Here is a 25,536-nt window from a genome sequence, read left to right as displayed (position 1 = left end):
TTTCTCGGGTTTGGTTTTGGGGATTAAATATCGAGCGCTCGGTAATAGCCGCCCGAAACCGCTTCGACGACGCGACCGGCCTTGATGCAGTCGCCCACTTCAAAGACACGCGGCGCAGCATTGTAGAAGCTTTCGGCACAAGCGCGGTCGGCCTTCATACCGGCGGCCAGCAAGATGGTGTCCGCTTCGAGCAGTTTTTCGCCGTCCGGGCCTTCGCACAGCAGACCGGCATCGGTGACCGACTTGGCGGTGGTGTTCACATGGATATGAATATCATGATTGCGCATGTAGATCTTCATGGCGTTTTTGTGCATGAAGTAGGAATCTGCTGCCCAGTCGTCCTTCATTTCCACGATGGTGACATCCTTGCCCAGGCCGTCCAGATAAATGGCGCATTCGCTGCCGACCAGACCGCCGCCCAGGATGACCACCTTTTGGCCGAGGGCCGGGGTTTCCTGGTGCAAAGCATCCAAGGTTACGACCTTGTCGCTGTCGATGCCCGGGATGGGCGGCACGATGGGCTTGGCGCCCACGGCGACGATGATCACGTCGGCCTGCAGCGCTTCGGCCTGCTCGGCGGTCAGTTCGGTGTTCAGCTTGACTTCCACGCCAGTCTGCGCTAAACGGCCTTCCAGAACCTTGACGAAACGGTACATATCCTGCTTGAAGGGGATGTATTGTTCGGAGAGCAGCTGTCCACCCAGACGGCTGTTCTTTTCATACAGCGTGACCGTATGACCGCGCTGGGCTGCTGTAATGGCGGCATACATGCCGCCCGGGCCGCCGCCAACGACGATGACCTTTTTGGGGGTGGTCGCCGGTGCGCCATAGAAGCTTTCCATCTCGCGGCCGACCACGGGGTTGAACGCACAGCAGAAGGTGCGGTTGGTCAGGTAGTTGTAGAAGCAGGTAAAGCAGCGGCAGCAACGGGTGATATCGTCCTTGTGACCGGAGAAGGCCTTTTCGGGGAAGTAGGGGTCGCAAATCGACTGGCGGGCGATCTCGATGATGTCGGCCTTGCCGGATGCGATGATCTCTTCCATCTGGTCGGGGTCGTTCAGGCCGCCCAGAGTGGCCACCGGGGTCTTGACGTGCTTTTTGATCTCGGCTGCCAGATACACGTTGCAGCCGTGTTCGACGAACATCGACGGGTGGGTCAGGACGAAGACGTCCGGGTCCTCATGCACACCAGCCGAAACGTGGATGATATCCACCTTGCCGTCGATGGCCTTGGCCATGGCGATGCCTTCGTCCAGTCCATAACCATCCTTGGTCAGTTCGGCGCCCGACATGCGGAATTCGATCGGGAAATTATCGCCGACGGCTTCGCGCACCTTTTCAATGACCAGCAGAGGGAACCGCATACGGTTTTCCAGACTGCCGCCCCAACGGTCGGTGCGGTGGTTCATGGAGGGCGACATAAACTGTCCGAGCAGCCAGCCGTGGCCGCCGTGAATCAGGATCATATCAAAACCGGCTTGCTTGACGAGCGCGGCTGCCTTGCCGAAAGCTTCGGCCGTGCGGACGATCTCTTCCTCGGTCATCGCGCGCACAGGCAGTCCATCCGGGTTGACTTCATCGTTGGGGCCCAGGGCATAGGCTTCGGAAGCATGTCCATGGCCGCGGGCATTGGCGTATTTGCCGCCATGGGCCAGTTCCATGACTGCTTTGCAGTTATGGCGGTGCATGGCTTTGGATGCCTCTTTCAGCGAGGGCAGGGAGCCGATGTCATAAAGCGCCACTTCCTTGGTGTGTGTGCGGCCGACCGCGTCCACAATACCAAGACCGATGGCAACGCTGGACAGGCCGCCGCGTGCCCGGTTTTCGTGAAAAGCGATGTCCTCTTTGCGCATATGGCTGTCCGAATCCATCTCCGGATTGCTCATCGGTGCGCCGAGGATGCGGTTTTTAAAGGTCACGCCCTTGATGGTGATCGGGCTGGCCAGATGGGGATAGAATTTGTTTTGCATAGCTTCATTCCTCTGGTATAGGGCGGAAAAGCGGCTTTACAGGACCCTCCTGCAAAGCCGCTCTTCACAATATGGTTTGGAAAGAAAAAAACGGATCGGCAGGATTATAGGACGGTAAAGAAGCCGCCGTCCACGTTGATGTCAACGCCGTTCAGGTAATCGGATGCGCGGGAAGCCAGGAATACGATGGTGCCCATCAGGTCGTCCATCTCGCCCCAGCGGCCAGCCGCGATGCGATTGGTGATCTTATCATAGAACTTCGGGTCCTTGCGCAGCTCGGCATTGACCTCGGTGGCCAAAAAGCCCGGGCAGATCGCATTGGTCTGGATGTTATACCGGCCCAGTTCGTTGGAGAAGTTGCGGGTGATGCCGATAACGCCGTGCTTGGCTGCCGTGTACGGCGGGCACTTGGCGTCCGAGGTGTAGCTGAGCGCCGAACCGATGTTGATGATCTTGCCGCCGCCCTGCTTCTTCATCACGCGGGCGACTTCCTTGGACATGAAGTATACGGCGTTCAGGTCCAGGTTGATGCACATATCCCAGTATTTATCCGGATAATCGTCAAAGTCAGCAAAGGCGCTTGCACCAGCGTTGTTGACCAGGATATCGATGCGGCCATACTGCTTCATGCACTCGTCCACACAGGCCTTGCGGTAATCCTTATCGGTCAGGTCGCCGCGCAGGAAGTAAACCTTACGTCCTTCCTTTTCGATCAGTTCTTTGATCTCGGAAACATCTTCGGTGAAATGGGGGATAAACAGGTCGGCGCCAGCCTTGGCGAATGCAACCGCGTAAGCCATGCCCAAGCCCTGATTGGCGCCCGTAACCATGGCGACCTTGCCATCCAGACGGAACCAATCCAGGCTGAATTTATCAAAAACAGTCGACATCGAAAAACACATCCTTTCTGGGGAAACACAAGATTTGAGAGAGGGGCGGGGTACACTCCGTCGCGCGCCCCGCCAAAAAACATGGTGGCTTAGATGCGCAGCATCTGCTCGAGTGCTTCGACGATGCCGTCGCGATCCATGTGATAGTAGTGATAGATTTCGTCTACGGCGCCCAGAACAGCGAATTCATCGGGCATGCCGACGCGCTTGAAGTTGCCCTTGTAGCTCGATTCGCACAGAACTTCTGCAACTGCGCCGCCCAGACCGCCGTTGATCGAGTGGTCTTCGACGGTGACGATGTTGCCGGTCTTCTGCGCCACGCGCAGGATAGCTTCGGTATCGAGCGGCTTGATGGTGTGCATATCCAAAATGCCGATCGAAGAGCCGTGCTTTTCCTTCATCATCTTGGCAGCCATCAGGCATTCATACAGGTTGGAGCCGCAAGAAATGATGTAAGCGTCGGTGCCTTCCAGCGTTTCGATGGCCTTGCCGATGACCAGGTCATAATCTTCTGCGTATACGTTCGGGGAGCCCGCGCGGTCGATGCGGATGATCATGGGGCCCTGGAAGTCCATCGACTGACGGATGAACTTGCAGCACTGGCCAGCGTCCGCGGGAACGACAACGGTCAGGTTGGGGATTGCACGATAGAGCGCCAGGTCGGCGATGTCGTTATGGGTGGGGCCGCCGCCGGCGGTAACGCCCGAGTGGGTGCCGATCAGACGGACGTTTACGTCGTTGTATGCAATATCCGTATGGATCTGGTCGGCTGCACGCAGCGGAAGGAAGGGTCCAAATACCTGAGAAAAGACCGTGCAGCCGGACAGAGCCAGACCCGCCGAAGCGCCAACCTGATCGGGTTCGGCAATGCCGAAGTTGAAGCAGCGCTCGGGGAATTCCTTGAGCAGTTTGCCCGCCGAAGAAGAGGGGGCAACGTTATCCGAATAGGTGAATACAAAATCCTTGCCTTCGCAGGCCATTTTATAAAGCTCCTCGCCGTATGCTTCGCGGGCGTTGGAGAGCATCATATCAAAATCGTAGGTTGTTTTCGCTGCCATTTATCATCACGCCTTTCTCATTTTTGCAACGTCTGCCAGGGCGATCTTGAGGTCTTCGTCGCCGATGCCGCCGCCGTGCCACTTGTGGTTGCCTTCCATGAAGGAAACGCCCTTGCCCTTGATGGTGTTGGAGATGATGAAGGTCGGACGGGCTTCCTTGGTGTAATCGAGCGGGGGCAGCTTGTCGAGTGCGGCGCAAACCTGAGCCATGTCGTTGCCGTCCTCAATTTCAATGACATCCCAGCCAAAGGCGCGAACCTTATCGGCTACCGGGTCGATGTTCATGATCAGCTTGGTGTTGCCGGTCATTTGCAGCTGGTTCTTGTCGAGGATGCAGACCAGGTTGTTCAGCTTATAGTGGCCGCCAGCCATCAGAGCTTCCCAGTTGGTGCCTTCGTCGAACTCGCCGTCACCGATCATGACCATGACACGGTAATTTTCCTTGCGGTAGCGGGCGCCCAGCGCGTAGCCGACTGCGATCGGCAGGCCGTGGCCGAGCGAACCGGCCGAAACTTCGATCTGCGGGCACTTTTTGCGGTTGGAGTGCATGCCGAACTTGTAGGTGTCCAGGCTCTCGAAGTGCTCGACCATGTAGTCCTGGGTGTAAGCGCCCAGATCGGAGAAGATGGTGTACAGGGTCTCCGAGCAATGGCCCTTGGAAAGGATGAAGCGGTCGCGGCCTTCCTTATGCGGGTCCATAACGTCGAAGTTTAAGTATTTGTAGTACAGCGCAACCGCCATTTCCACGATAGACAGCTCACCACCCAGGTGGCCCATGCCGATGCGATGGATAAAAGTCAACAGATTGGAACGGATATCGACGCACTTGTCCTCGAGTTCCGCGATGGTTTGCAGTTTTTTACTCATTTTCACTCATCCTTTCGGTTTATTCGCCCTCGAACTTGTTGCAGCGAATGAGGATCTTGGGATACTTGCTGGTCAGATGCATTTTGAACGCCTCTTCGACGTCGTCGATGTCATAGACCTGTTCGTCAGCCGTAAAGGCAGACAGATCGACATACTTGAGGTATTCGGCCGTGCGCTCAAAGTTGAAGTGTGCGCAGTACATGCCTGTGATGTTGACCTGGCGCATGTAGCAGTACTCAAACAGGTTCAGCGGCATCTCGTAATCGACCGGGAACTGGGCGACATACAGGATGTTCGCATACTTGGCCGAAACCTTGAGCATGTTGACGGCTGCGCTCGGAACGGCCGAGCATTCCAGAATGACATCATAGCCCAGACCGTTTGTGATCTCCATGGCGCGTTCCACGATGTCTTCGGTGATCGGGTTGATGATGTGCTCCACGCCGATCTTCTTGGCCAGCTCGCAGCGGCTTTCGACCGGCTCGGACATGGTCAGTTCCGCAGCGCCATACTTGGCTGCGAGCTGTGCACACAGCTGGCCGATCGGGCCGCCGCCCGAAATCAGCACGCGCTTGCCGACCAGCATGCCGATCTTATCCATCGCACGAACGGCAATGGAGAGCGGCTCCATCAGGCTGCCTTCGCGCAGGCTGACGCTGTCGGGCAGCTTGCAGACCTGCGATTCGTTCCAGACGACATATTCGGCCATGCACGGCTCGTTGCCGATGTTGGTGCAGTATTCGGGGTGGCCGATCGAGCACTGATAGCACTTGCCGCAGTAGCCCAGGAAGTTGCCGCCCACACGGTCGCCGACCTTCAGGCCCTTGGCCGTGGCGTTCTTGCCAAGTTTGACGATGACGCCGGACATCTCATGGCCGATGCCGAACGGTGCGTCTTCCGGCTTGTTGAAGCAGCCGTCGACCACGTGCGGGTCGCTGCCGCAGATGCCGCAGTACGCAACCTTGATGAGCACTTCGTCATCTTTCAGTTCCTTGATCGGCATATCGACGATGCCGACCGTGCCCCGGGTTTCCGGGTTCGGGTCTTTCATATTGCCGACTCTTGTTGCACATACAACCTTCATAGTTTGTAACTCCTTTGCTCCGTGTGGGTGGTGGGTTTGCTTATTTTGCCGCCATCTGGGCATTGCGCTTGGCAATATCCTCTTGGATCTGACGGATTTTTTCTTCGTTCAGATGGTAGAATAAGCCGTATACCAACATGGCAACCACAACCGCGCCGAGCGGCAGCAGGGTGGTCATCACGCGGATGGCAGTCAGGGTGGTTTCATTTTGTGCCTGGTTGGCGACATAGCCGGTTGCTTCCAGAACCGCGGTCGGCAGCGAGCCGCCAACGATCATGGAGAACTTGATGCCCAGGCCAACCAGCGTCATAACGATGGCCGTGTAGCGCTTGCCGGTCTTCCAGTCTGCGTATTCGACCGGGTCGGTGATGACCGACCAGCAGATGCCCATCAGCACGCCGTAGCCGTAACCGGTGATGGCGCGGGAGATCATCATACCGGTGATCGCCGTGGTCGGCATGAGGTACAGCAGCAGGCAGCCGATGCCGGCAACTGCGAGACCAAACATAACCGTGCCTTTTTTATGCAGACGCTTGGTCAGATACGGCACGCACGGTACGCCGATGACCGAGAACAGCATCATAATCATGGAGAACCACGAAAGCATGTCGCTGCGATTTGCGTAGTAGTTGATGTAGTAAGCACCCATGGTGGACTGTACCTGGCTCATGGTGTAAACACCGAGGAACAGGACGAAGGTGACGAATACCGGACCAACGCGGAACAGCAGGTAGAAAACGTCCTTGACGCTTGCCTTGTTGTTCGGGTCGATCGGGGGAGCCGCGATGCGTTCTACGATCTGGCTGGAACCCCAGAGTAAGATCGCGACCATGATGATCGCCATGATGACGGTGGTGAGCATGTAGCCCTGTGCCAGCGTCATGCCCATGCCTTCGGAGAAGAAGTTCGAAAGCTCCGGCAGCATGATTGCGCAGACAACGCCGCCGGCCTGTGCCAGCGTCATGCGGATGGACTGCAGGCGGGTACGTTCGTGCTGGTCATTGGTCATCAGCGTGGCCGCCGAGATGTACGGCTGGATGATGAAGGTATAGAGCATGTTCAGCAGGTTGTAACCAACGACTGCCCAAACAACCTTCATGCCATAGCTGAAGTTCGGGGTGGTGTAGGTCATGATGGCGGCCAGACCGAATGGAATGGCGCCCCAGCGGATGTAAATCCAGTATTTGCCCTTCTTAGGCTGCAGGCGTTCGCAGATCGTGCCCATCATCGGGTCGTTGATTGCGTCCCAAATGCGGGATACCGCGAAGATAATGGCGACATGTCCGGGTTTGAGCCCGAAAATATCGGTGTAGAAATAGCTGATGTAAAGCGCAATGCACTGGAACACCAGGTTCATTGCAAAGTCGATGGAGGAGTAACCGAGTACTTCTTTTTTGTTCAGTTTGTAGTAACCGTACTGGGATGATGTGGTTTTCCAAGTGGATGGATCCTTATGATTCATGGCAGAATGCTGACCTCCCTTTTCTCTTCCATAATTGCGGGTTTGAAGAACTGCCCTCCTTTCTGTTCTGGATTTCTTCTTCTGTCTGTGCTCTTATTGTAAACGGACGGACGGTGCGGAAACAATTCCGAAAACAGACAGGTTTGCCAAGCAAAATGTCTGGAATCACCGGCATATTTGTGAACTTCCACAATACGCACTGGCAGAATATTGTGCAATAAATACAGAAAAACGAAAAAAAACTGTGATTTATTTAACATTGTGTGAAAAACGGACATGATTGCCGAAAAACAGGACCTTTTTCGGCGGGCATTCTGCACAAGAGATATTTTTTAAAAACGAAATTTATGGTATCATAATAAGAAAAAAGGGACTGCGGATATGGATAGGAGGGAGAAAAGACCGCATGAAGTATCAACAAAGGCAATATCCGTTTTATAATCCCAATCTGGTGCGCATGAGCATGGGCACGCTAGATTTTGTGGTCAACTACGCGGACATGCTCGATCAGACCTGCGTGGAGTTTCAGCATGTGCACGACTGCTATGAGATCTATTACTGCCTGAGCGGGATGCAGCACCTGATGATCGATGGGGAACAGCACGTACTCACTGCCGATTCCTTTGCTGTTATCCGGCCGGGCGTGCATCATTACACGGTCTATGAGCCGACGCTGCTCAAGCAGTATGTCGTGTTCGTCTTTACGCCGCCCACGGCCAACTCGTCCAAGAGCCGCAGTAAGGGCGTACAATCGGAATTGGAGTTCCTGTCGGCAGCGCTGCGGTATTTTGAGGAGCACACCCATTTCATCTGCAAAGACCGTTTCCAAAGCAATGCCGTGCTCAAGAAGCTGGGGGAGGAGATCGGTTCCGACCGGCCGGGCAAGAACCAGATGATCAACGCGCTGTATCAGCAGTATCTCATCACGATTTTCCGCCATCTGGTTTCGGCCAAACAGGAGGAGGCAGTGCCTTCCAATATCAACCTGGCCATTGCCATGACCAAGTACATGCACGCCAACTATAACAAAAATATTTCCCTGCAAGATATCGCCGATGTGTTCTATGTGTCCCCACGGCACATCAACCGCGTGTTTGAAGAATATTTCGGGCAGAGTTTCAAGCGGACCCTGAATATCTACCGCCTCAACTATGCCAAAAATTATCTCATGGACACCAACTATCCGGCCGAAAAGATTTCCGAACTGGTCGGGTTTTCCTCGCCCAAAATGCTGTACCAGCTCTTCAAAGAGATCGAAGGGACAACGGTTTCCGAATTTCGGGCGCGGTATCGCAAGGACCGTACATAAGAAAAAAGCGGCAGGTCGAAACCTGCCGCTTTTTTATGCAAAAAGAAAGCCTCTGCCGTCCAAAGAAAGCAGAGGCTGTTTTTAGTTCGTCCAGGTGGTGACCGAACCAGACGGCCGGGACACAGGGGTCTTGCCGCCGTCGGCCTGGGTCAGCGTAATTTTCATCGACAGGTCGGAGGTGGAGCCGCCCTGTACGGTCAGCGTCAGGGTCGAGCCGCTTGCTGTCTGGTCGATTTCCATGCCATAAGTTGTACCATCGGCCTGGGCTTGTCCGGAAACCTGGGCCCGTTCGACCGTGTTTGCTGCATCATAGGTCAGCGTGATGCGGTAGCTGCCCGTCGACAGCACGGCCTGATTGCCCGAAGTTTGGAAAGCGGTATCGCCATAGGTGGCCTTGGCCTGTTCCAGGAAGGTACGCACGGTCTGTACGGTGGCATTGGGGGCGCCTTCCAGGTCCAGTTGCTGCGCCTGGCTGGCGATAACGTCGGCAAAATGCTCCTGTGCCGGCGCGGCCAGCAGATCGCCGCCCGCCTGTCCGGCAAACGTATCAAAGGGGAAAGCCATCCAGCCGTCGGATGCCGCGCCAAGTTCGGTCATCAGCGCACCCGACAGATACAGCGTGCGGTCGGCACGGCTGAAAATCACCTGATACGAGGTGTTGGCCAGACTTTGCAGCAGCGATTCGATTTCGCTGTCGATCACGTCCGCGCCTTCATTTTTTTCAATGGCTTCGCGCAAGGCGGTCACATCGGCCTGCACCTGACCGGCCAGTTCGGAAGCATCGGCATTCGACGAACCGGAAACCGTGCCTGTCAGTTGCACCGGCAGGTCACCCATCGCGGCTTTGTATTGCATATCAAACGAGAAATCACCCTGGACCGCCTGGGCAGTATCGGATGCCGTAAAGTCCAGGTATTGGTCCATGCGGCCAAACGACGCGGCATAGGCATCATCCGCCAGGGCCGCCACGTCCACGATCAGCACCGTCTGGCTGGACTGTACCCAATCGACACAGGCGCCAAAGGCCTCGGAAGCAAAGCGAATGGGGACATAGGTCCGGCTGCCCTCGATAAAGGGAGCGGCATCGGTCGAGATCGTCTGAGTCTGCCCATCTTCGGTAATGGTCACATCGGTCTTGCCGATCTGGAAGCGGACATCTCGGCCGTCCCGCGTGGCGGTGACCGTCTGGGTCGCATTGTCCCAGGTGACTGCAGCATCCATCTCTTCAAAGATGGCGCGGAAGGGAACATAGGTCCGGTCATCCCGTAGAAGGGGATAAGCGTCGGTAAATGCGACCGTCTGATCGTCGACTTTCACGGTGATGTTGTTTGCCGCCTGGGCCGGAATGCTCAATGCACCGAGCAGCAGAGCCGAGCAAAATAACGTGCCCAAAGGACGAAAAAGGGCATGCTTCATGGGAAAAACCTCGCTTTATTCGGAAATTTTGGGACGCAGCGCCGCCGGCGTCCACCAAATTAAGGGTAACACAAACGCCGGGGAAACACAAGGGCAAAGGGGGGAAACGGACGAAAATCCAATTTTAAAATTGTTTCACAGTCCATTCATAGTATGTTCATAATTGGAAGGCAAGTCGATGGTATACTGTACTCGTAAAGCAGAAGAGGTATACAACGTACCGCACATTCTATTTTACCCCTAACCCCCTATTTCCCCCTTTTTTCTGAAGCGCGGAAGGGTAAAACGCCTTTCCCCCCTTGGCAGACCTTCCGCTGCTTCATCCCCCCTTTTTCTCTTTTGAACATATCTTACATTTCCCCTTTTCTTTTTTCTTTTGGTTTTAACCCCCTGATGGAAAAGCGGCGGCCCGAGCAAGGCCGCCGCTTTTCTGCAATAAGACAACCTGCCAGGAACATGTCCCAGCAGGTTGCAACATACGGCGTATCAGCCGCCAAATACCTTGATCATAAAGCCTGCGGCAACCGCAGAGCCGATAACACCGGCAACGTTCGGACCCATGGCGTGCATGAGCAGGAAGTTGGCCGGATTGGCCTTTTGTCCTTCGACCTGCGATACGCGCGCGGCCATCGGCACCGCCGATACACCGGCCGAACCGATGAGCGGGTTGATCTTGCCGCCTGACAGCCGGTACATAACCTTGCCGAACAGCAGGCCGCCGACCGTAGACAGCATGAAGGCGAGCAGACCCAGAATGATGATCTTGATGGTATCCCAGGTCAGGAAGGTGGTCGCTGTGGCTTTGCAGCCGACCGACAGACCCAGGAAGATGGTTATGATATTACACAGAGCGTTCTGTGCAGTATCGGACAAGCGCTCGGTCACGCCGCATTCGCGGAACAGGTTGCCCAGCATGAGCATACCGATCAGCGGAGCGGTATCCGGCAGCAGCAGGATGACAAACACAGCAACCGCGATCGGGAAAACGATCTTCTCGACTTTGGAAACCGGGCGGAGCTGCTCCATCTTGACTTCGCGTTCCTTGGGCGTGGTCATCAGACGCATGAGCGGCGGCTGGATGAGCGGAATCAGCGCCATGTAGGAATACGCTGCAATGGCGATGGCCGGTAGATAATCGGCTGCCAGCTTGGAAGCGGTCAGGATGGCCGTCGGGCCGTCTGCGCCGCCGATAACACCAATCGCTGCCGCAACCGCCGGGTCAAAGCCCAGAGCCAGTGCCAGCAGGAAGGCGGTAAAGATACCAAACTGTGCGGCTGCGCCCAGCAGCAGCGAAGAGGGGCGGGCGATCAGCGGACCAAAGTCGGTCATCGCACCGATGCCCAGGAAGATGATGGACGGATAAATGGCGTGTTGTACGCCCTGATAGATGACCCACAGAAAACCGGGGCTGGTAACCGCACCGTCGGCTGCGATAGCCGGTGCATTGAGCAGGCCGGTGAGCGGGAAGTTCGCCAGCAGGATGCCGAATGCAATCGGTACGAGCAGCAGAGGTTCGAATTTTTTGCCGATGCCCAAATACAGCAGGACACAGGCGACAACGATCATGATCAGGCTGCGCGGGTCAGACAAAAAGGCCGCAAAGCCGGATTCTTCCAAGATGCGTTGCAAGGTGCCAAAAAAGGAGAAATCATTCATGGTGATAAGCCCCCTTTATGCCAGCGTGCACAGGACGGTGCCTGTGTCGACCGCTGCCCCCTTGCTTGCCATGACCGAGGTGATGGTACCGTTCTTGGGTGCAAAAATTTCATTTTCCATTTTCATGGCTTCCAGGATGAACAGAACGTCACCCTTCTTGACCGTCTGCCCATTGGAGCAGCGAACGTCCAGGATGGTGCCAGGCATCGGTGCTGCAACCGGATCGCCAGCCCCTGCGGGTGCAGCGGCAGCCGGAGCGGGAGCAGGAGCTGCCGCCGGTGCGGCCGGAGCAGCTGCCGGAGCCGGAGCGGTTGCCTGTCCGGCGTAAACCGCGGTTGCCTGCCCTTTTTCTACTTCAACTTCATATTTTTTTCCATTGAGTGTAACAACATATTTCATAATTTGGTTCCCCCTGCGTTAGAGCGCCTTGATGGTCTTAAAGATCAGTTCGGAAAGCGGAATGCCGGTTTCATGGCTGACGATCGCCATGATACAAGCGGCTGTTTTCTCATCCACGTCGATCAGCTTGACATCGCCCGAAACCGCGGTCACTGCCGGAGCGGGAGCCGGTGCAGCTGCGGACGCGGCCTTCTGCGTGGTTGCCACCCGTTCGCGGACAACAGGCCGCTGGACGGATTGCACGATCTTGGAAATCACCGGGATCATCAAACACAGGATGGCCAACATCATGAAAACGATCACGATACCAGAGAGGGCGACCAGAAATGCGCCGCCAGAAAGATTGCCCATCTTACTTTACCTCCTCGATGGTATACGTTGCGACGAGCGCTTTTTTCAGTTCGCGCTCTTCAAAGAAGTGCAGCGCCTGCTGCGGGAAACAGATATAGGACAAAACATCCAGATCAGATTCTGCACGATTGCCCAGTTCGGCCTTGGCTTTTTCAAACTCAGGCTCCAGCGTTTCGGCATAGCGGCCGGTAAACGGCGGCTCATCGCCCAGAACTTTTTTCATCAGGTCCGGATCGATCGGGCCGGGCGCCTTGCCGTATTCGCCCTTGATATACGCCTTGATTTCCTTACCGATGTTTTTGTACCGTTCACCGACCAGGACATTGACCGTCGCCTGGACACCAACCATCTGCGAGAGGGGGGTGACCAGCGGCGGATAGCCGAGGTCTGCACGGACGCGGGGAGTCTCTTCCAACACTTCATCCAGTCGGTCGAGAGCGCCCTGTGCCTTGAGCTGCGCCATCAGGTTGGACAGCATGCCGCCCGGAATCTGATAGACCAGGGCGTCGGCCTTGACCGCCAGCACCGAAGGATCGAAGGTACCGTTTTCAATGAATTCCCGTTCTTCTGGCAGGAAGAAGTCATTGATTTTTTTGAGCACCTTGGAATCAACGCCGCAATCAAAGCCCATCTGGGACAGGGTATAGGCCATGGTTTCGGTTGCCGGCTGGCTGGTACCACCGGCGAAGGCGGAGATCGCACAGTCAATGCCGTCTGCTCCGGCTTCGGCAGCCTTGAGATAGGTCATAAAGCCCAACCCGGTCGTCTGATGGGTGTGGACATAGATCGGAATCTTGACCTGTTTTTTCAGCTCGGTGACCAGATCAAAGCATTCCTTGGGACTCATAATGCCCGCCATATCCTTAATGCACAACGATTGACAGCCCATGGCTTCGATTTCCTTGCCCAGTCCCACATACATCTCCAGATTGTGAATTGGGGAGAGGGTGTAACAAATCGTGCCCTGTGCATGACCGCCGGCTTTCAGACATTCATCGACCGCCGTACGGATGTTGCGCAAGTCATTGAGTGCATCGAAGATACGAATGATATCCATGCCATTTTCGATCGATGCGCGCACGAACCGGCGCACCATATCGTCCGAATAATGGTGATATCCGAGCAGGTTCTGGCCGCGCAGCAACATTTGAAGCTTGGTATTCTTCATATGCTTTTTAATGGTGCGCAGACGTTCCCACGGATCTTCGCTCAGGTAACGCAAACATGAATCAAATGTTGCGCCGCCCCAGCATTCAATGGAGTGGTAACCGGCTTGATCGATGGTATCCAGGATGTCTGTAAAATCCTGCATACGCAACCGTGTCGCCATGAGCGACTGGTTTGCATCGCGCAAGACGGTTTCGGTAAAATGAATTTTCATCGCTGTTCACTTCCCTTTACAGCATAATTATTCGAATGGCCGAAGAAAACGACCAAAATGAACTAACTTTATCATAACATAGGAATCGGTCATAGGAAATAACTATTTCATCTTTTTTTATGATATCTTCACAAGAATCTTGCGATTATTTTTGAATTACATGGATAAAAACACGTAAAAAACGGCAAGGAATTCGATGGTACACGGTAGAAAAAGGACAAGTTTATCTGAAGTTTTTGTAAGATTAGGACAATAGGTTGACTTTTGAATCAGAATACGATATGATTAAAAATACTGTGGTTACATATTGCCTAAAAAAACAAAGCATTGTATATTTTGATAATTTCTACGGAAAAATTTTGTGCGGACCCTTTCGGAAATACATAAAAATTCCATACGTTCCAGATGAAAGCAACTTGAAAGAGTAAAACCCGCAGAATGTTGTAAACAGAAATAACATGGATGGCAAAATATTTCCAGAACATGCCGTGAAAATTCTCTGCGATAAAGGGCCTGTCTCCTAACATCGAATCCTGGAGCCCTGCAAAATTGAATATTTTCTGTATAAGCCCCCGTAGCTCAGTTGGATAGAGCGGTCGCCTCCTAACAATCGAACCGTTCGAATCCCGGAGCCTTGTAAAATTGAATAATTTCTGTATATGCCCCCGTACCTCACCAGGATAGAGGGTCCGCCTCCTAAGGTCATGTTATAACGCTCAACTGGATAAAATTGAATAAGGGATTGCAGTTCGACTTTGGTCGGGCTATAATCATATATTAGACACGTCCATATAGCTCAGCTGGATAGAGCACTCGCCTCCTAAGCGAGGGGTCGGAGGTTCAAATCCTCTTATGGACGCCAGCTCATAACGCCGAAAGCCTTTATTTTCAAGGGTTTTCGGCTTTATTTGTTTTCAGTCGCAGATGAGCACCGCATCTAATCTTAGAGCTGTGATTACTTAAAAAAATTTTTTGTAGCACCACAAACAGACATCGAACTCTGGTGAAAAAACAAAATTTCCAGCTAATCATTAGCAAGAAAAAGCCTGTTTTTGCTAATCAGAAAGGCATTCCTGCTAATCAGAGCCAAAATGGTGCAAAAAACCTTGCTAATTAAAAAGGTGGCTGTTGCGTGTCCTACGTCGTTATGCCAAATACAATCTAATATTTTTTCGTTTACATAGAGTGTTTATTTCTCCCTTATTAGGGAGTGAATAGACACTCTTTTTTTGTTTCCAGACTGCTTCTGAAGCGACTGGAGGAAAGGAGGTATTTGAATCATGAAAACACAATATGCCGCTGATAAACCAAGCGACTGTCGATACTGCTACTACTGGAAAAACAAAAGGACAGGATGCAGCCTGGGCAAAGCAAACTGTTACTATCGGATTTCACCGCCGCCTAAACTTAAAAGCGATTGCGATGGATGCCCTTATGGGCGAGCGCAGCCTTGCATTGGGTGGTGTACGAAAAAGCTCTTGCGTGAGGTCATCGGAAAGGGGTGATGGAAAATGAAGTTGCGATTACTGGCGATGATCCTTGTTCGCTGTCCTTATCGTATCAGGGATGGCACTCTTAAAATGGCTCCTCTAAGCACAGAAAGATTCTTCAGGAAAAAGGCGGTGAGGAGGAGCAATGTATGATTATTTCTACGGACAGCAGGCAGAGCTATTTTCATTCTATCGGGTTCCCAAAGTTCTGTTTACAGACGAAAAATTCTCGAATATATCTTCTGATGCAAAACTGCTCTATGGTATTATGCTTGACCGTATGAATTTATCGGCAAAAAACGGATGGGTGGATGAACTTGGTCGGGTCTACATCATATTCACGATTGAAGAAATTAAAGGCGCACTTGGATGTGCAGAGAAAAAAGCAGTAAAGCTCTTGCATGAGCTGGAAAACAAATGTGGCTTGATCGAACGCAAACGTATTGGACTGGGGAAGCCCAATTATATCTATGTAAAAAACTTTGTGGATAACTCTGTGGAAAGACAATTCTTGAATTGTCAAAAGGACAATTCTGGAACTGTCGATAAAACACTTCAAGAGTTGTCAAAAGCACAAGGTAATAATACTGATATTAAAGATACTGAGTATAGTGATACTGATCCTATCCTATCTTCCGATTTTTCTGGAAGGGATGTGGAAAAGGATGAGGAATTTCAGAGCTACTATCAGTATTTTTATGAAGAACTTGAAATGGACTATCTTTTCAGGGAATTTCCCTATGATAAAGAAGTCCTGGAAAGCATTTTGGAAATATTGGTTGAAACCGTATGTAGCAAACGAAAGTTAATTCGGGTAGCCAGTGATGATAAGCCAGCTGAGGTTGTACGAAGTCGTTTGATGAAGTTAAATTCCGAGCACATTCGCTATGTACTAGACTGCTTTAAGGACAACACAACCAAAATCCGCAACCCCAAACAATATGCTCTTGCTGCTTTGTATAATGCTCCAGTCACGATAGATATAAAAATTGACGCCGATGTGCGGCATGATATGGCTTCTGGTTTAATTTGAAAGGTGGTGATATAGAAATGAGAGAAACAATTAGGAAAGGTAAGGTGATGAATTTTGGCAAAAGCAACTGTCCTGGCAGTAGTTAACCAGAAAGGCGGAACAGGAAAAACAACTACCTGCGAGAATCTGGGGGTTGGTTTGGCAATGGAAGGTAAAAAAGTGCTTTTGGTAGACACTGATCCACAAGCATCGCTCACTATTTGCCTCGGTCATCCTGTTCCTGATCAGCTTTCTCCAACATTATCGGATATGATGGGGAAAATCCTTTCAGAGCAGCCTATTGCTCCTGGCGAAGGCATTCTGCATCATCCGGAAGGTGTTGACTTGATGCCTGCCAACATTGAGTTATCCGGTTTGGAGGTATCGTTGGTTAATGCTATGAGTCGAGAAACTATTCTCAAGCAATACCTGGATACCGTAAAACAGAACTATGATTTCATTCTTCTGGACTGTATGCCCTCTTTGGGTATGCTTACAGTTAATGCACTGGCTGCGGCAGACAACGTACTGATTCCAGTTCAGGCGGCATATCTCCCTGCGAAAGGCTTGGAGCAGCTTTTACAGACTATCAATAAGGTGCGCCGCCAAATCAATCCGAAGCTGCGAATTGAGGGCATTCTGCTGACAATGGTAGATAGCCGCACGAATTACTCCAAAGACATCAGTAATCTGATTCGGGAAAATTATGGTGGCAAACTCAAAGTTTATAAGACAGATATTCCCCGTTCGGTTCGTGCTGAAGAAATCAGTGCAGAAGGAACCAGTATTTTCAAGCATGATCCGAAAGGCAAAGTAGCTGATGCCTATCGAGTATTGACGAAGGAGGTGTTGAGCAATGCCGAAAAAAGGCGGAAACATCAGCTTGAGCAGCTACGATGATATTTTCCAGACCGACCAGTCACGAGAGGAAGCTCAACAGGAACGAGTGCAGGAAATTCCGCTTTCTGAACTCCACCCTTTTAAGGGACACCCCTTCAAAGTGCTGGATGATGAAGCTATGCAGAAAACTGTCGAAAGTATCGCACAGTTTGGTGTTATGACTCCTGCAATCGCCCGTCCCCGTCCGGAAGGTGGATATGAGATAATCGCTGGACATCGCCGCCACCATGCTTCTGAGCTTGCTGGCAAAGACACCATGCCGGTGATTGTACGGGATATGGACGATGATGCAGCCACAATTTTGATGGTAGATTCCAATCTGCAAAGGGAAACACTCCTCCCCAGTGAGAGAGCTTTTGCTTTCAAAATGAAATTGGATGCAATGAAGCGCCAGGGTATGCGCACTGATTTAACTTCGGTGCAAGTTGCACCGAAGTTAACGACCGCCATCATAGGTGAAGAAAGCGGAATGAGTAGTGACAATGTAAAACGCTATATTCGACTCACAAATCTCATTCCTGAGCTGTTGGATATGGTAGATGAAAAGAAGATCGCCTTTAACCCTGCGGTCGAAATTTCTTATCTGAAACCAGAGGAACAGCAAGACTTTCTGGAAGCAATGGACTATGCACAATCCACCCCTTCTCTGTCCCAGGCGCAACGTCTGAAAAAATTTAGCCAGGAAGGAAAATGCAGTTTGGATGCCATGTGTGCAATCATGTCTGAGGAAAAAAAGGGTGAATTGGATAGGGTAACAATTAAACATGATGTACTTCGTAAGTATTTCCCCAAATCTTATACCCCAAAGCAAATGGAGGACACCATTATAAAACTGCTCGAACAATGGCAGCGAAAACGTGAGAAATCTATGGAGAGATAAGGAGGACGCATAAATGTTTACAGAAAAAGAAATGAGCGATGCTTTGAAGTGGCTGTTTGATCTGTTTCAGCCAGAGGACTATGAAGCGTATGATGAAGAAGAAGTCGGCTGTGCTGCCTTGTGTCTGCCGGAAGTTTGTATGGCTCTCCGAGATAAGGCAGAAACACCGTATGAGTATGTCGTAAAAACCAATATCGACCGTGGATTCGAGTACCGTGGCAAGGAACTGTTCATGCAGAGAGCTTGTCTGATTTATTCGGATATGGAAATCGGCATTTACGACATGACCGATACTTCCTATAATCGGGAGCTGTGGCTGCTGGAAGATATGAGTTTTGCTCTGGTACACAACGTCAGCATGGTCATCAAGTCCGGTGACTTCTACTACGGTATTTGCGGGCGTTTTTCCCTTTGGCGTACACCGCCAGCCGGACGATGACCGCCCCGGCAATACCTGCCAGCAGGTCCAGCGGATGCAGGCTTGGTGCCGCATAAGAAAACGCCCCCGTAAAGCCCTGGCTCAAATGCAGGAACTTTTCAGAGGCGTCAAGGCCGGGCGCAAGGCGCACCGCCTGGCAGAGCTTATCAAAGAGATACACGAACAGCAGATACGGAAGGTTGAGGATGAGAACCTTCTTCAAGTCAACCGTCATAATTCCACACCCCGGTCTTTGGTCTTGACCTTCTCCCGCTGGCGGTGCTGGGCTTTGGACTGCTGCTTTGCCTGAGCCAGTTCCTTGCGGATAGAGGGCTTTTTCTCTTTCTCCAGGTTCTTTGCGGAAAACTCCCGAAAAGCCGCCGTGATGACGTCGGCATCCCGGCCCTTGAAGAACACCAGGTAGCGGGGTATCTCGCCGCTGGTATCCTTTTTCAGTGCAAAGTCAATGCCGTATTTCTTGGCGGTGGCGGAAAAGGCCCGGATATTCTGATCGGTAATCTCAATGTTGGAAACGCCGGTGTTGTGCTTCATAAGCTGCCGGAGGGTCTGCTTGCCGTGGTGCAGCTTGGTCTTGTGGCCGGTCACTCCTTTCTGCATCTCGTCCAGCACTTTTTTCATGGCCTGTTGCAGCATCCCGGCGGAGAGCTTGGTGGCCTCCACACAGAGGGCAACGGTGCGCTGGGTGACTTCTTCCTGCATAAGTCATCATCTCCTTTCTCCGCTGCCGTACAGGTCGTGGTTCACCAGGGACGCATAGTAACTGTCGATGGTGGCCGGGGCGTTATACAGGGCAGCCAGCAGATATTTCTTGATGTTGCGGACATAGGTGGTGTTCTCCCGCATACGGTCCAACACATACTCGATGTGAGAACTGTTCAGCTTCAGGAACCGGGATTTGACCACCTCTGCCGGATAGTCGTCCCCGGCAATGCGGATCGTCTCCCTGCGGGAACAGACGGTATCCACCATGAGCTCCACCAGCTCGTCCAGACGGTCACGGTCCATGCGCTCGTTCTGTATGAGGATGTCGTACTCAATGTTCTCCAAAATCAGTTCCCGATAGACTTCTCGCTCCCGCATCCAGTCCCGTCCGGTCCGGCTAACCCCTGTGGGGATTTGGGGGCTTGATTGGATAGGATTTGATCCTTTCGTACTTAATAAATCAGTATTTTGTTCTTCAGGATTTCTTTTCTCTTTATTTAATTGCGGCCGGTTTTCCAGACATGGGTTATCCATATCCGGGTTTTCCGTATCTGGACAAGCCGTATCCGGCTCGTCCTCACACGGCTGGCCCGTGTCCGGGGAACGGGGTGTCTCGTAGATGACATACTCCACATCCACGATCTTGCCCTTACTGTCCCGGAGCCGGTTGCGGACTATGTACCCGGCCCGTTCCAGCTCCTTCAGGGCGGAGCCAATGCTGTCCGTGCCCTCCTTGCAGATTTTAGCCAAGCCCCTGGTGGTGTAGTTCCAGTCCTCCGGCAAGGACAGCATCATGGAGAGCAGCCCTTTGGATTTCAGGGACAGCCCCGCGTTGCGCAGGTGGTGGTTGGACATCACCGTATAGTTGCGGGTTTTCTCAATGCGAAATACCGCCATGGTATCACCTCCCTTCGGCGGTCTGGAAAAGTGTTAATTTTTAGAGCAAAGGCAGCCTCTATGCCGCCCGGATACCTCGGAGGGGAAAACCTATGGGCAGTGGTCTTTCGGCTGATTGTGGAAGAAAAACATGGAATTTGGGCTCCTTTCGATGCAGTTTTGAAAAAATAATAATTGACTCATAGAAATCAAAAATTTGAAAGATACGACGGGAAATAAATTTGATGTAAAAACGCCACAGGGATACCCTGTGGCGTGCAGAAAGAACATTATATGATTGATGGAATGAGAGATGTGTTGCTGTTGATGGAATAAAATGATATAATTAATTTAATATACTCAAACCATGAGGTGTTCTATGAATAGCAAGCAACCCCTATTTCAGATTACGAATAATATGATTGATTATGTAGCAGAAATCGCGGAGTTGGTTGGAAAAATGTCACTTTCTGACTGTGTTTCTAATAACGCTTCATTGTGCCGAGGCAACCGCATTCGCACCATTTACAGCTCTCTTGCTATTGAAAAGAATACGCTTGGTCTGGAGCAAGTTATAGCGGTGCTTAATGGAAAGCAGATTTTTGCTCCCCCAAAAGACATTGCCAAAGTCAAAAATACCTATGAGCTTTATGAAAGATTGGATAAATTAAACCCATACTCAGTAGATGACTTGCTCATGGCACACGGAATAATGATGCATGGATTAGTCGAGGAATCAGAGAAATTTCGTTTCCACCCTACTGGAGTAATGAATCAAGAAGGATACATTGTTCATTGCGGAGTATTGCCCCAGTATATGTCTGACTTGGTGAAGGAGCTGCTGGATTGGACAAAGAATAGCGACTTGCATATGTTAATCCGCAGTTGTGTGTTCCATTATGAGTTCGATAGAATTCATCCTTTTATAGATGAAAATCGTCGGCTTGGTCGTCTTTGGCATACATTACTGTTATCTCAGTGGAATTCTGACTTTGCTTGGATTCCAGTAGACTCCATTATCTACTCCAAACAAAAGGATTACTATGCGGCAATCAATAAATCAAACGACACTGGTGAGTCCACAGTGTTTATCGAATTTATGTTGTCTGTTATCAAAACAGCTCTTGTAGAAACCATCAGTAGGATGAATGGAATGGAAGATAAACCAACGGATAAGGCCTCAATCCGTTCGAGTAAAATCGAGTCATACTTAAAAAACCATAATTATATTATGAATGCCAATGTTAGGGCGTTATGCGATGTATCAGCAGCTACAGCCAATAGAATCCTTGGCAGATTGGTTGAAGAGGGTACTTTAATTAAATGCCGAGTCAATGGACACTGGGCTTATCAATTAATGTAAATGGATATTTGAATAGATTATTTTGTGTTAAAAGTTGGAATCCATCCAACCTGCGCAAAAAGTATGGTGAAAAAATGTTATATATAGATTTATTTGCTGGATGTGGAGGCCTATCTTTAGGCTTATATAAAGCGGGACTAAAAGGGCTATTTGCAGTAGAAAAAAATGATATTGCATTTTCCACATTGAAGTTTAATCTTATTGATCGGTGCAATCATTTTGCTTGGCCTGACTGGCTCGATGTAAAGAACCTTGATATAAACGATCTACTACGTGACAAACGTAAGGAGCTAATATCTTTAAGAAATACCGTTTCTTTGGTTGTTGGAGGTCCACCGTGTCAAGGTTTTTCGTTAGCGGGCCAAAGAAAAACAGACGATGTGCGCAATCAATTAATGAATTCATATATTGAATTTATCAAATTAGTGCAACCTCAAATGATATTTTTTGAAAATGTTCACGGATTCACAATCGGCTTTAAAAGTTCAACAAATCCCAAAATAAAGGGAATTCCATATTCTCAAAAATTGGTTTCGGCACTTGAAGAAGAGGGATATTCTGTTGCTTTTCGGATGATCACGATGGCAGACTATGGTGTGCCACAAAACCGCATACGCTTTATTCTATTTGGAATAAAAAATGGCAATGCAGAAAAATTTTTCGAAAGATTGGAGAACGGTCGAGAAAGCTTTTTGCGTAAAAAAGGTTACAAAGGACCTGTATCAATTAAAGATGCTATTGGGGATCTAGAAAAGAAGCATGGTGTAGTAGAAAGTAGGGACTCAAAAGGATTTTTTAATGGAATCTACGGAAAAATTGATACGCCTTATCAAAAAGTTATGAGAGAACACATTGCAGAAAAAGCAATACCGGATAGTCATCGTTTTGCAAATCAAAGGAAAGAAACTGTAGAATTATTAAAAGAAATAATGGAGGCGACAAAAACATCTGTTAGAATCGCTCCTGAACAAAACTTGGTTAAAGGTTTGAAAAAAAGGGGGATTACCCCACTTAAACCTGATACAATTTGTCCTACTATTACATCCATTCCTGATGATTTAATCCATTATTCTGAGCCGAGGATTATGACGGTTAGAGAACATGCCAGAATACAAAGTTTTCCAGATGATTTCGAATTCAAAGGAAAATATACAACTGGAGGAAAGGCGAGAAAGTTAGAGGTCCCTAGATATACTCAAGTTGCTAATGCAATTCCCCCAATATTTGCTGAACAAGTGGGTTGTGTTTTAAGTGAGGTAGAACAATGGAGATACGAGAAAAACTAAGTTTTAGCACGAATGCTAAACTTGGAAAATTGGTGGGACGGGAACTTATTACCAATAACATAATAGCTGTATTTGAATTGATCAAAAATTCTTATGATGCATTTGCAAGTAATGTGTGTATAGAATTTATTAATTTTCAAACTACAGGAACAGATAAAGAGTTAAATAGTCGAGGCAAGCGCGATACTGTTGTTTCAAATCCATTATCCAAGATTATTATTTCTGATGATGGCTGTGGAATGTCGTTCTCCGAAATAAAATCAAATTGGATGGAAATTGGGACAACAAGTAAAGAAGGTTCCATTGAGAGGAACTCTAAACGTGGAACTAGGGTTATTAAACGCGTTATGAACGGCGAAAAAGGCATTGGTCGATTTGGCTGTGATAGGCTAGGTTCAAAGTTGCGGATGATTTCGACTGGGAACAATGGCTTTGAAACCGCTGTTTTAGATATCGATTGGAGCCGTCTTGATGATCATACAAAAAAGCTACAGGATATCGAGTTTGAGTGTAACGTCACACAAAATGAAGTGCCTTTAAAAACTGGCGTTCGGTTGGAAATATCTGATCTTAGAGATTTTTGGACAAATGCTGACATTTTAAATCTTAAAAGGCACCTTAAAAGAATGATCTCTCCATTTGCTCAAGAGCAAGACGATTTTTGCATCATTCTTAAATTTGGTGACCATAGTGAAAAAATCATAAATGACTCTCTTGAATATGCTACTACAGGTATCAATGCAAAATTATCAGGTGATGGTGCATTAACCTATCAGTTGTTTGACGATCTTACTACAGTAAATAACTCCATTTCTGTAAATAAGCCGTCTTTCGGCCCCGTAGGAATCAAAATTTTATATATGGATGCAGCTGCAAAGCGTGCATTTGCAAGGCACAATGGCATTACCACACGAGAGTATGGCAATATTAAACTATTTCGTGATAATTTTAGAATATTGCCTTATGGTGAAATGGAAAATGACTGGCTTGGAATTGATAACAAACATGCACAAGCTGTATTTCGTTCGCTGGGTACTCGAGATATTATTGGATATGTTCAAATTACCAAATCTCAAAATCCAGCACTTAAAGATGCAACAAATCGTCAAGGCTTAAATGAAGATACACAAGAATTTTCTGATTTTAAAGATTTTATATGGAAAATTTTAGACCTTTTACAAGAATTTATATTTTCTAGAATAAAAACCGAGGCTCAAAAACAAGGAAAAGTAATTCAGACAACTGTAGAAGATATTAAAAAAGACCTTTTATCTTTTAAAAAAGACCTTCCACAATTATACGATGATATAGATATTCCGCAGCAAAAAAAAGAATTGGTAATTGGACAGACATTGAAGTCTTTTGGAACCATAGAAAAAAACATTCAACAGGTTGAACAAGCAAACAAAGAACTATCAAAACGTTTAATCGTGATGGAAAAAATTGTAGGAACAGAAACTATGTTATATGACTTGATCCATGCGGTTAAAAACAAGTTGGATGCTCTTAATGCTATGGTAATCTCCATTGAAATTGAAGCGCAAAATAAAGGCCTTGAATTTGATACTTCGGGTGCAAAAAAAGTTGCGAGTGATATTTCTCGTATGATATTTGCAGCATTGAAAAGAACATCACCCAAACGCAATAAGAAGGAATACACTATTCTTGCTGAGGTAATTCGTAGTTTTATTGAAGAAAAAAAGCTTGTCTATCCAAAAATAGAATTTGAATTTAAAGATATCATTTACAATCGATGTAAGTGTAATATAGACGGTTTCCGAACTGTACTAGATAATTTAATGAATAATTCTATGAAGGCTTTAAAAGATGTGACAAGCCCAAAGATAAAAGTTTCTATGAAGCTCTCTGGCGACTATTTAAAAGTTTATTTTGAAGATAATGGTTGTGGTATCAAAGACGAGGATGCTCCATTTATTTTTAATGTGACCTTTTCCAGAACAGGAGGAACCGGAATAGGCTTAGCTAGCACTTTAGCCTATATGAAAGAACAAGGTGGCGACATATCTTATATAAAAAACGGAACATTAGGCGGTGCATTATTTGAACTAACTTTTCCTATTAATTATTGAAGGAGGGCTTAATGTGGATAAGACATTTCGTATTGTTGCAATTGATGACAATCCAGACACATTGGATCCAGTGCTGCATGCTGTAAAACAAATGCTTAACTTAGACGGGGTCAAGATTGAATATAAAATATTATCAAAGCAATCAGAAGTTGATAGTCTAAAAAACTACTCTTGCGATATAGTAATGTTTGACTGTGCGCTAAGTGGCGAAGACTATAACTTCCAAAATTATGAAGAATCACGATTTGGGTTTACCCTTTTGAAGCGATATCGTGAAAATAATCGTAGAACAAAAATTATTTTTTACTCAGGTTCCTTTAATTTTGATGGAGAAGGAAACTTTGATTTGTCGGCGCTTGATTTTGTTCAGATTATAAATGAATTAAAAATCTTTGCAATTACAAACCGTGAAGTTCCTCGTTTATCAAAAGCAATAAAAAGTGCCATTGAGGAACTGGATACGGTATTAGTTAGCATGGAAGATTTAATATGTAATTATGGAGAAAATGGAGTTTTTTATATTGAAGGGAAATCCATTTCCGCCAATCAATTGCTTCAAGAATTGCGGTTGGGAACAGCCGTCGGGGAAAAGTTTAGAGAAGAGATTTATTCGACAATTATTTCGTATTTCATGAAATTTGGTGGAGAGCAATAG

The 25,536-nt window shown here is 49.1% G+C and carries 22 protein-coding genes, 1 tRNA gene and 1 pseudogene; 10 read left to right on the top strand and 14 right to left on the bottom strand.

Translation table 11 applies throughout. The features are described 5' to 3' along the window. Positions 1-23 precede the first annotated feature (23 nt). The 6 genes from EFB11_RS05460 to EFB11_RS05435 all read right to left on the bottom strand — a co-directional run bounded on the left by EFB11_RS05460 (position 24) and on the right by EFB11_RS05435 (position 7,331). A complete protein-coding gene (locus tag EFB11_RS05460) occupies positions 24-1,970 on the bottom strand; it encodes an oxidoreductase (RefSeq protein ID WP_122789280.1) in 1,947 nt (648 codons plus the stop codon). Between the two features lie 104 nt (positions 1,971-2,074). Continuing rightward, positions 2,075-2,860 (bottom strand): SDR family oxidoreductase, encoded by a 786-nt coding sequence (locus tag EFB11_RS05455; protein ID WP_122789279.1) that lies wholly within the window; start codon positions 2,858-2,860, stop codon positions 2,075-2,077. An 89-nt stretch (positions 2,861-2,949) separates the two neighbouring features. Then, positions 2,950-3,918, bottom strand: a complete 969-nt coding sequence (locus tag EFB11_RS05450; protein ID WP_122789278.1) for a transketolase family protein — start codon at positions 3,916-3,918, stop codon at positions 2,950-2,952. A gap of 6 nt (positions 3,919-3,924) precedes the next feature. Beyond that, positions 3,925-4,785 (bottom strand): transketolase, encoded by an 861-nt coding sequence (locus tag EFB11_RS05445; protein WP_122789277.1) that lies wholly within the window; start codon positions 4,783-4,785, stop codon positions 3,925-3,927. Between the two features lie 19 nt (positions 4,786-4,804). Then, positions 4,805-5,869 carry a zinc-dependent alcohol dehydrogenase gene (locus tag EFB11_RS05440; protein ID WP_122789276.1) on the bottom strand — a complete coding sequence of 355 codons (1,065 nt, stop codon included), beginning with the start codon at positions 5,867-5,869 and terminating at the stop codon, positions 4,805-4,807. 40 nt (positions 5,870-5,909) lie between these two features. Continuing rightward, positions 5,910-7,331 (bottom strand): MFS transporter, encoded by a 1,422-nt coding sequence (locus EFB11_RS05435; protein ID WP_122789275.1) that lies wholly within the window; start codon positions 7,329-7,331, stop codon positions 5,910-5,912. A 406-nt stretch (positions 7,332-7,737) separates the two neighbouring features. Here EFB11_RS05435 and EFB11_RS05430 point away from each other — a divergent pair, with 406 nt between their 5' ends. Beyond that, the gene (locus EFB11_RS05430) at positions 7,738-8,640 is read left to right on the top strand and encodes an AraC family transcriptional regulator (protein WP_122789274.1); all 903 of its coding nucleotides are present in this window, start codon (positions 7,738-7,740) and stop codon (positions 8,638-8,640) included. Positions 8,641-8,721: 81 nt separating this feature from the next. Here EFB11_RS05430 and EFB11_RS05425 read toward each other — a convergent pair whose 3' ends face one another. The 5 genes from EFB11_RS05425 to EFB11_RS05405 form a co-directional block, all read right to left on the bottom strand. Then, positions 8,722-10,056, bottom strand: coding sequence for a copper amine oxidase N-terminal domain-containing protein (locus EFB11_RS05425; RefSeq protein WP_122789273.1), 1,335 nt, complete (start codon positions 10,054-10,056; stop codon positions 8,722-8,724). Positions 10,057-10,542: 486 nt separating this feature from the next. Beyond that, positions 10,543-11,712, bottom strand: coding sequence for a sodium ion-translocating decarboxylase subunit beta (locus EFB11_RS05420; protein WP_122789272.1), 1,170 nt, complete (start codon positions 11,710-11,712; stop codon positions 10,543-10,545). 15 nt (positions 11,713-11,727) lie between these two features. Beyond that, a complete protein-coding gene (locus EFB11_RS05415; RefSeq protein WP_442906825.1) occupies positions 11,728-12,111 on the bottom strand; it encodes a biotin/lipoyl-containing protein in 384 nt (127 codons plus the stop codon). Positions 12,112-12,129: 18 nt separating this feature from the next. After that, on the bottom strand, positions 12,130-12,462 hold the full coding sequence (locus EFB11_RS05410; RefSeq protein ID WP_122789270.1) for an OadG family protein: 333 nt from the start codon (positions 12,460-12,462) through the stop codon (positions 12,130-12,132). A 1-nt stretch (position 12,463) separates the two neighbouring features. After that, positions 12,464-13,843, bottom strand: coding sequence for a pyruvate carboxylase subunit B (locus EFB11_RS05405; RefSeq protein WP_122789269.1), 1,380 nt, complete (start codon positions 13,841-13,843; stop codon positions 12,464-12,466). A 785-nt stretch (positions 13,844-14,628) separates the two neighbouring features. Here EFB11_RS05405 and EFB11_RS05400 point away from each other — a divergent pair. From EFB11_RS05400 to EFB11_RS05375, 5 genes are all read left to right on the top strand, one after another. After that, positions 14,629-14,705: transfer RNA gene (locus EFB11_RS05400), tRNA-Arg, on the top strand. A gap of 773 nt (positions 14,706-15,478) precedes the next feature. After that, positions 15,479-16,366 carry a DUF6017 domain-containing protein gene (locus EFB11_RS05390; RefSeq protein ID WP_122789267.1) on the top strand — a complete coding sequence of 296 codons (888 nt, stop codon included), beginning with the start codon at positions 15,479-15,481 and terminating at the stop codon, positions 16,364-16,366. 51 nt (positions 16,367-16,417) lie between these two features. Then, positions 16,418-17,245, top strand: a complete 828-nt coding sequence (locus EFB11_RS05385) for a ParA family protein (protein ID WP_206424165.1) — start codon at positions 16,418-16,420, stop codon at positions 17,243-17,245. Beyond that, positions 17,202-18,125 carry a ParB/RepB/Spo0J family partition protein gene (locus tag EFB11_RS05380; RefSeq protein ID WP_016147836.1) on the top strand — a complete coding sequence of 308 codons (924 nt, stop codon included), beginning with the start codon at positions 17,202-17,204 and terminating at the stop codon, positions 18,123-18,125. The genes EFB11_RS05385 and EFB11_RS05380 overlap by 44 nt, the downstream gene beginning before the upstream one ends. A gap of 13 nt (positions 18,126-18,138) precedes the next feature. After that, positions 18,139-18,564, top strand: a complete 426-nt coding sequence (locus tag EFB11_RS05375; RefSeq protein WP_243115163.1) for a hypothetical protein — start codon at positions 18,139-18,141, stop codon at positions 18,562-18,564. On the opposite strand, the pseudogene EFB11_RS05370 reads toward EFB11_RS05375, so the two are convergent. From EFB11_RS05370 to EFB11_RS05360, 3 genes and pseudogenes are all read right to left on the bottom strand, one after another. Next, positions 18,512-18,778 (bottom strand): annotated as a pseudogene (locus EFB11_RS05370) (conjugal transfer protein TraG); the annotation flags it as partial. The gene EFB11_RS05375 and the pseudogene EFB11_RS05370 sit on opposite strands and share 53 nt — an antisense overlap. After that, entirely contained in the window at positions 18,775-19,263 is a 489-nt protein-coding gene (locus EFB11_RS05365; RefSeq protein WP_122789264.1) for a PcfB family protein, read from the bottom strand. The gene EFB11_RS05365 and the pseudogene EFB11_RS05370, both read right to left, overlap by 4 nt. A 6-nt stretch (positions 19,264-19,269) precedes the next feature. Beyond that, entirely contained in the window at positions 19,270-20,163 is an 894-nt protein-coding gene (locus EFB11_RS05360; RefSeq protein ID WP_122789263.1) for a DUF6017 domain-containing protein, read from the bottom strand. Between the two features lie 358 nt (positions 20,164-20,521). Between EFB11_RS05360 and EFB11_RS05355 the strand changes: the two genes are divergently transcribed. From EFB11_RS05355 to EFB11_RS05340, 4 genes are read left to right on the top strand one after another with little or no spacing between them, the layout of a single operon-like run. Beyond that, positions 20,522-21,505, top strand: a complete 984-nt coding sequence (locus EFB11_RS05355; protein ID WP_122789262.1) for a Fic family protein — start codon at positions 20,522-20,524, stop codon at positions 21,503-21,505. Beyond that, positions 21,466-22,791: a DNA cytosine methyltransferase gene (locus tag EFB11_RS05350; protein WP_243115162.1), complete on the top strand. Its 1,326-nt coding sequence runs from the start codon at positions 21,466-21,468 to the stop codon at positions 22,789-22,791. The genes EFB11_RS05355 and EFB11_RS05350 overlap by 40 nt, the downstream gene beginning before the upstream one ends. Then, on the top strand, positions 22,770-24,881 hold the full coding sequence (locus EFB11_RS05345; protein WP_122789260.1) for a sensor histidine kinase: 2,112 nt from the start codon (positions 22,770-22,772) through the stop codon (positions 24,879-24,881). Before EFB11_RS05350 ends, EFB11_RS05345 begins: the two co-directional genes overlap by 22 nt. Positions 24,882-24,894: 13 nt before the next feature. Next, on the top strand, positions 24,895-25,536 hold the full coding sequence (locus tag EFB11_RS05340) for a hypothetical protein (protein ID WP_122789259.1): 642 nt from the start codon (positions 24,895-24,897) through the stop codon (positions 25,534-25,536).

Origin of the sequence: Intestinibacillus sp. Marseille-P6563, assembly GCF_900604335.1 — a bacterium.
Taxonomy (GTDB): Bacteria; Bacillota; Clostridia; order Oscillospirales; family Butyricicoccaceae; genus Butyricicoccus_B.
This window is presented reverse-complemented; position numbering and strand designations above follow the sequence as displayed.

What these genes read in the sequence shown, in the direction of transcription:
- EFB11_RS05365 (WP_122789264.1), bottom strand. Translation starts at nt 19,263, where the DNA reads ATGCAGGAAGAAGTCACCCAGCGCACCGTTGCCCTCTGTGTGGAGGCC.
- EFB11_RS05415 (WP_442906825.1), bottom strand. Translation starts at nt 12,111, where the DNA reads ATGAAATATGTTGTTACACTCAATGGAAAAAAATATGAAGTTGAAGTA.
- EFB11_RS05360 (WP_122789263.1), bottom strand. Translation starts at nt 20,163, where the DNA reads ATGGCGGTATTTCGCATTGAGAAAACCCGCAACTATACGGTGATGTCC.
- EFB11_RS05455 (WP_122789279.1), bottom strand. Translation starts at nt 2,860, where the DNA reads ATGTCGACTGTTTTTGATAAATTCAGCCTGGATTGGTTCCGTCTGGAT.
- EFB11_RS05440 (WP_122789276.1), bottom strand. Translation starts at nt 5,869, where the DNA reads ATGAAGGTTGTATGTGCAACAAGAGTCGGCAATATGAAAGACCCGAAC.
- EFB11_RS05460 (WP_122789280.1), bottom strand. Translation starts at nt 1,970, where the DNA reads ATGCAAAACAAATTCTATCCCCATCTGGCCAGCCCGATCACCATCAAG.
- EFB11_RS05420 (WP_122789272.1), bottom strand. Translation starts at nt 11,712, where the DNA reads ATGAATGATTTCTCCTTTTTTGGCACCTTGCAACGCATCTTGGAAGAA.
- EFB11_RS05425 (WP_122789273.1), bottom strand. Translation starts at nt 10,056, where the DNA reads ATGAAGCATGCCCTTTTTCGTCCTTTGGGCACGTTATTTTGCTCGGCT.
- EFB11_RS05350 (WP_243115162.1), top strand. Translation starts at nt 21,466, where the DNA reads ATGCCGAGTCAATGGACACTGGGCTTATCAATTAATGTAAATGGATAT.
- EFB11_RS05355 (WP_122789262.1), top strand. Translation starts at nt 20,522, where the DNA reads ATGAATAGCAAGCAACCCCTATTTCAGATTACGAATAATATGATTGAT.
- EFB11_RS05435 (WP_122789275.1), bottom strand. Translation starts at nt 7,331, where the DNA reads ATGAATCATAAGGATCCATCCACTTGGAAAACCACATCATCCCAGTAC.
- EFB11_RS05390 (WP_122789267.1), top strand. Translation starts at nt 15,479, where the DNA reads ATGTATGATTATTTCTACGGACAGCAGGCAGAGCTATTTTCATTCTAT.
- EFB11_RS05445 (WP_122789277.1), bottom strand. Translation starts at nt 4,785, where the DNA reads ATGAGTAAAAAACTGCAAACCATCGCGGAACTCGAGGACAAGTGCGTC.
- EFB11_RS05430 (WP_122789274.1), top strand. Translation starts at nt 7,738, where the DNA reads ATGAAGTATCAACAAAGGCAATATCCGTTTTATAATCCCAATCTGGTG.
- EFB11_RS05450 (WP_122789278.1), bottom strand. Translation starts at nt 3,918, where the DNA reads ATGGCAGCGAAAACAACCTACGATTTTGATATGATGCTCTCCAACGCC.
- EFB11_RS05375 (WP_243115163.1), top strand. Translation starts at nt 18,139, where the DNA reads ATGTTTACAGAAAAAGAAATGAGCGATGCTTTGAAGTGGCTGTTTGAT.
- EFB11_RS05405 (WP_122789269.1), bottom strand. Translation starts at nt 13,843, where the DNA reads ATGAAAATTCATTTTACCGAAACCGTCTTGCGCGATGCAAACCAGTCG.
- EFB11_RS05380 (WP_016147836.1), top strand. Translation starts at nt 17,202, where the DNA reads ATGCCGAAAAAAGGCGGAAACATCAGCTTGAGCAGCTACGATGATATT.
- EFB11_RS05410 (WP_122789270.1), bottom strand. Translation starts at nt 12,462, where the DNA reads ATGGGCAATCTTTCTGGCGGCGCATTTCTGGTCGCCCTCTCTGGTATC.
- EFB11_RS05345 (WP_122789260.1), top strand. Translation starts at nt 22,770, where the DNA reads ATGGAGATACGAGAAAAACTAAGTTTTAGCACGAATGCTAAACTTGGA.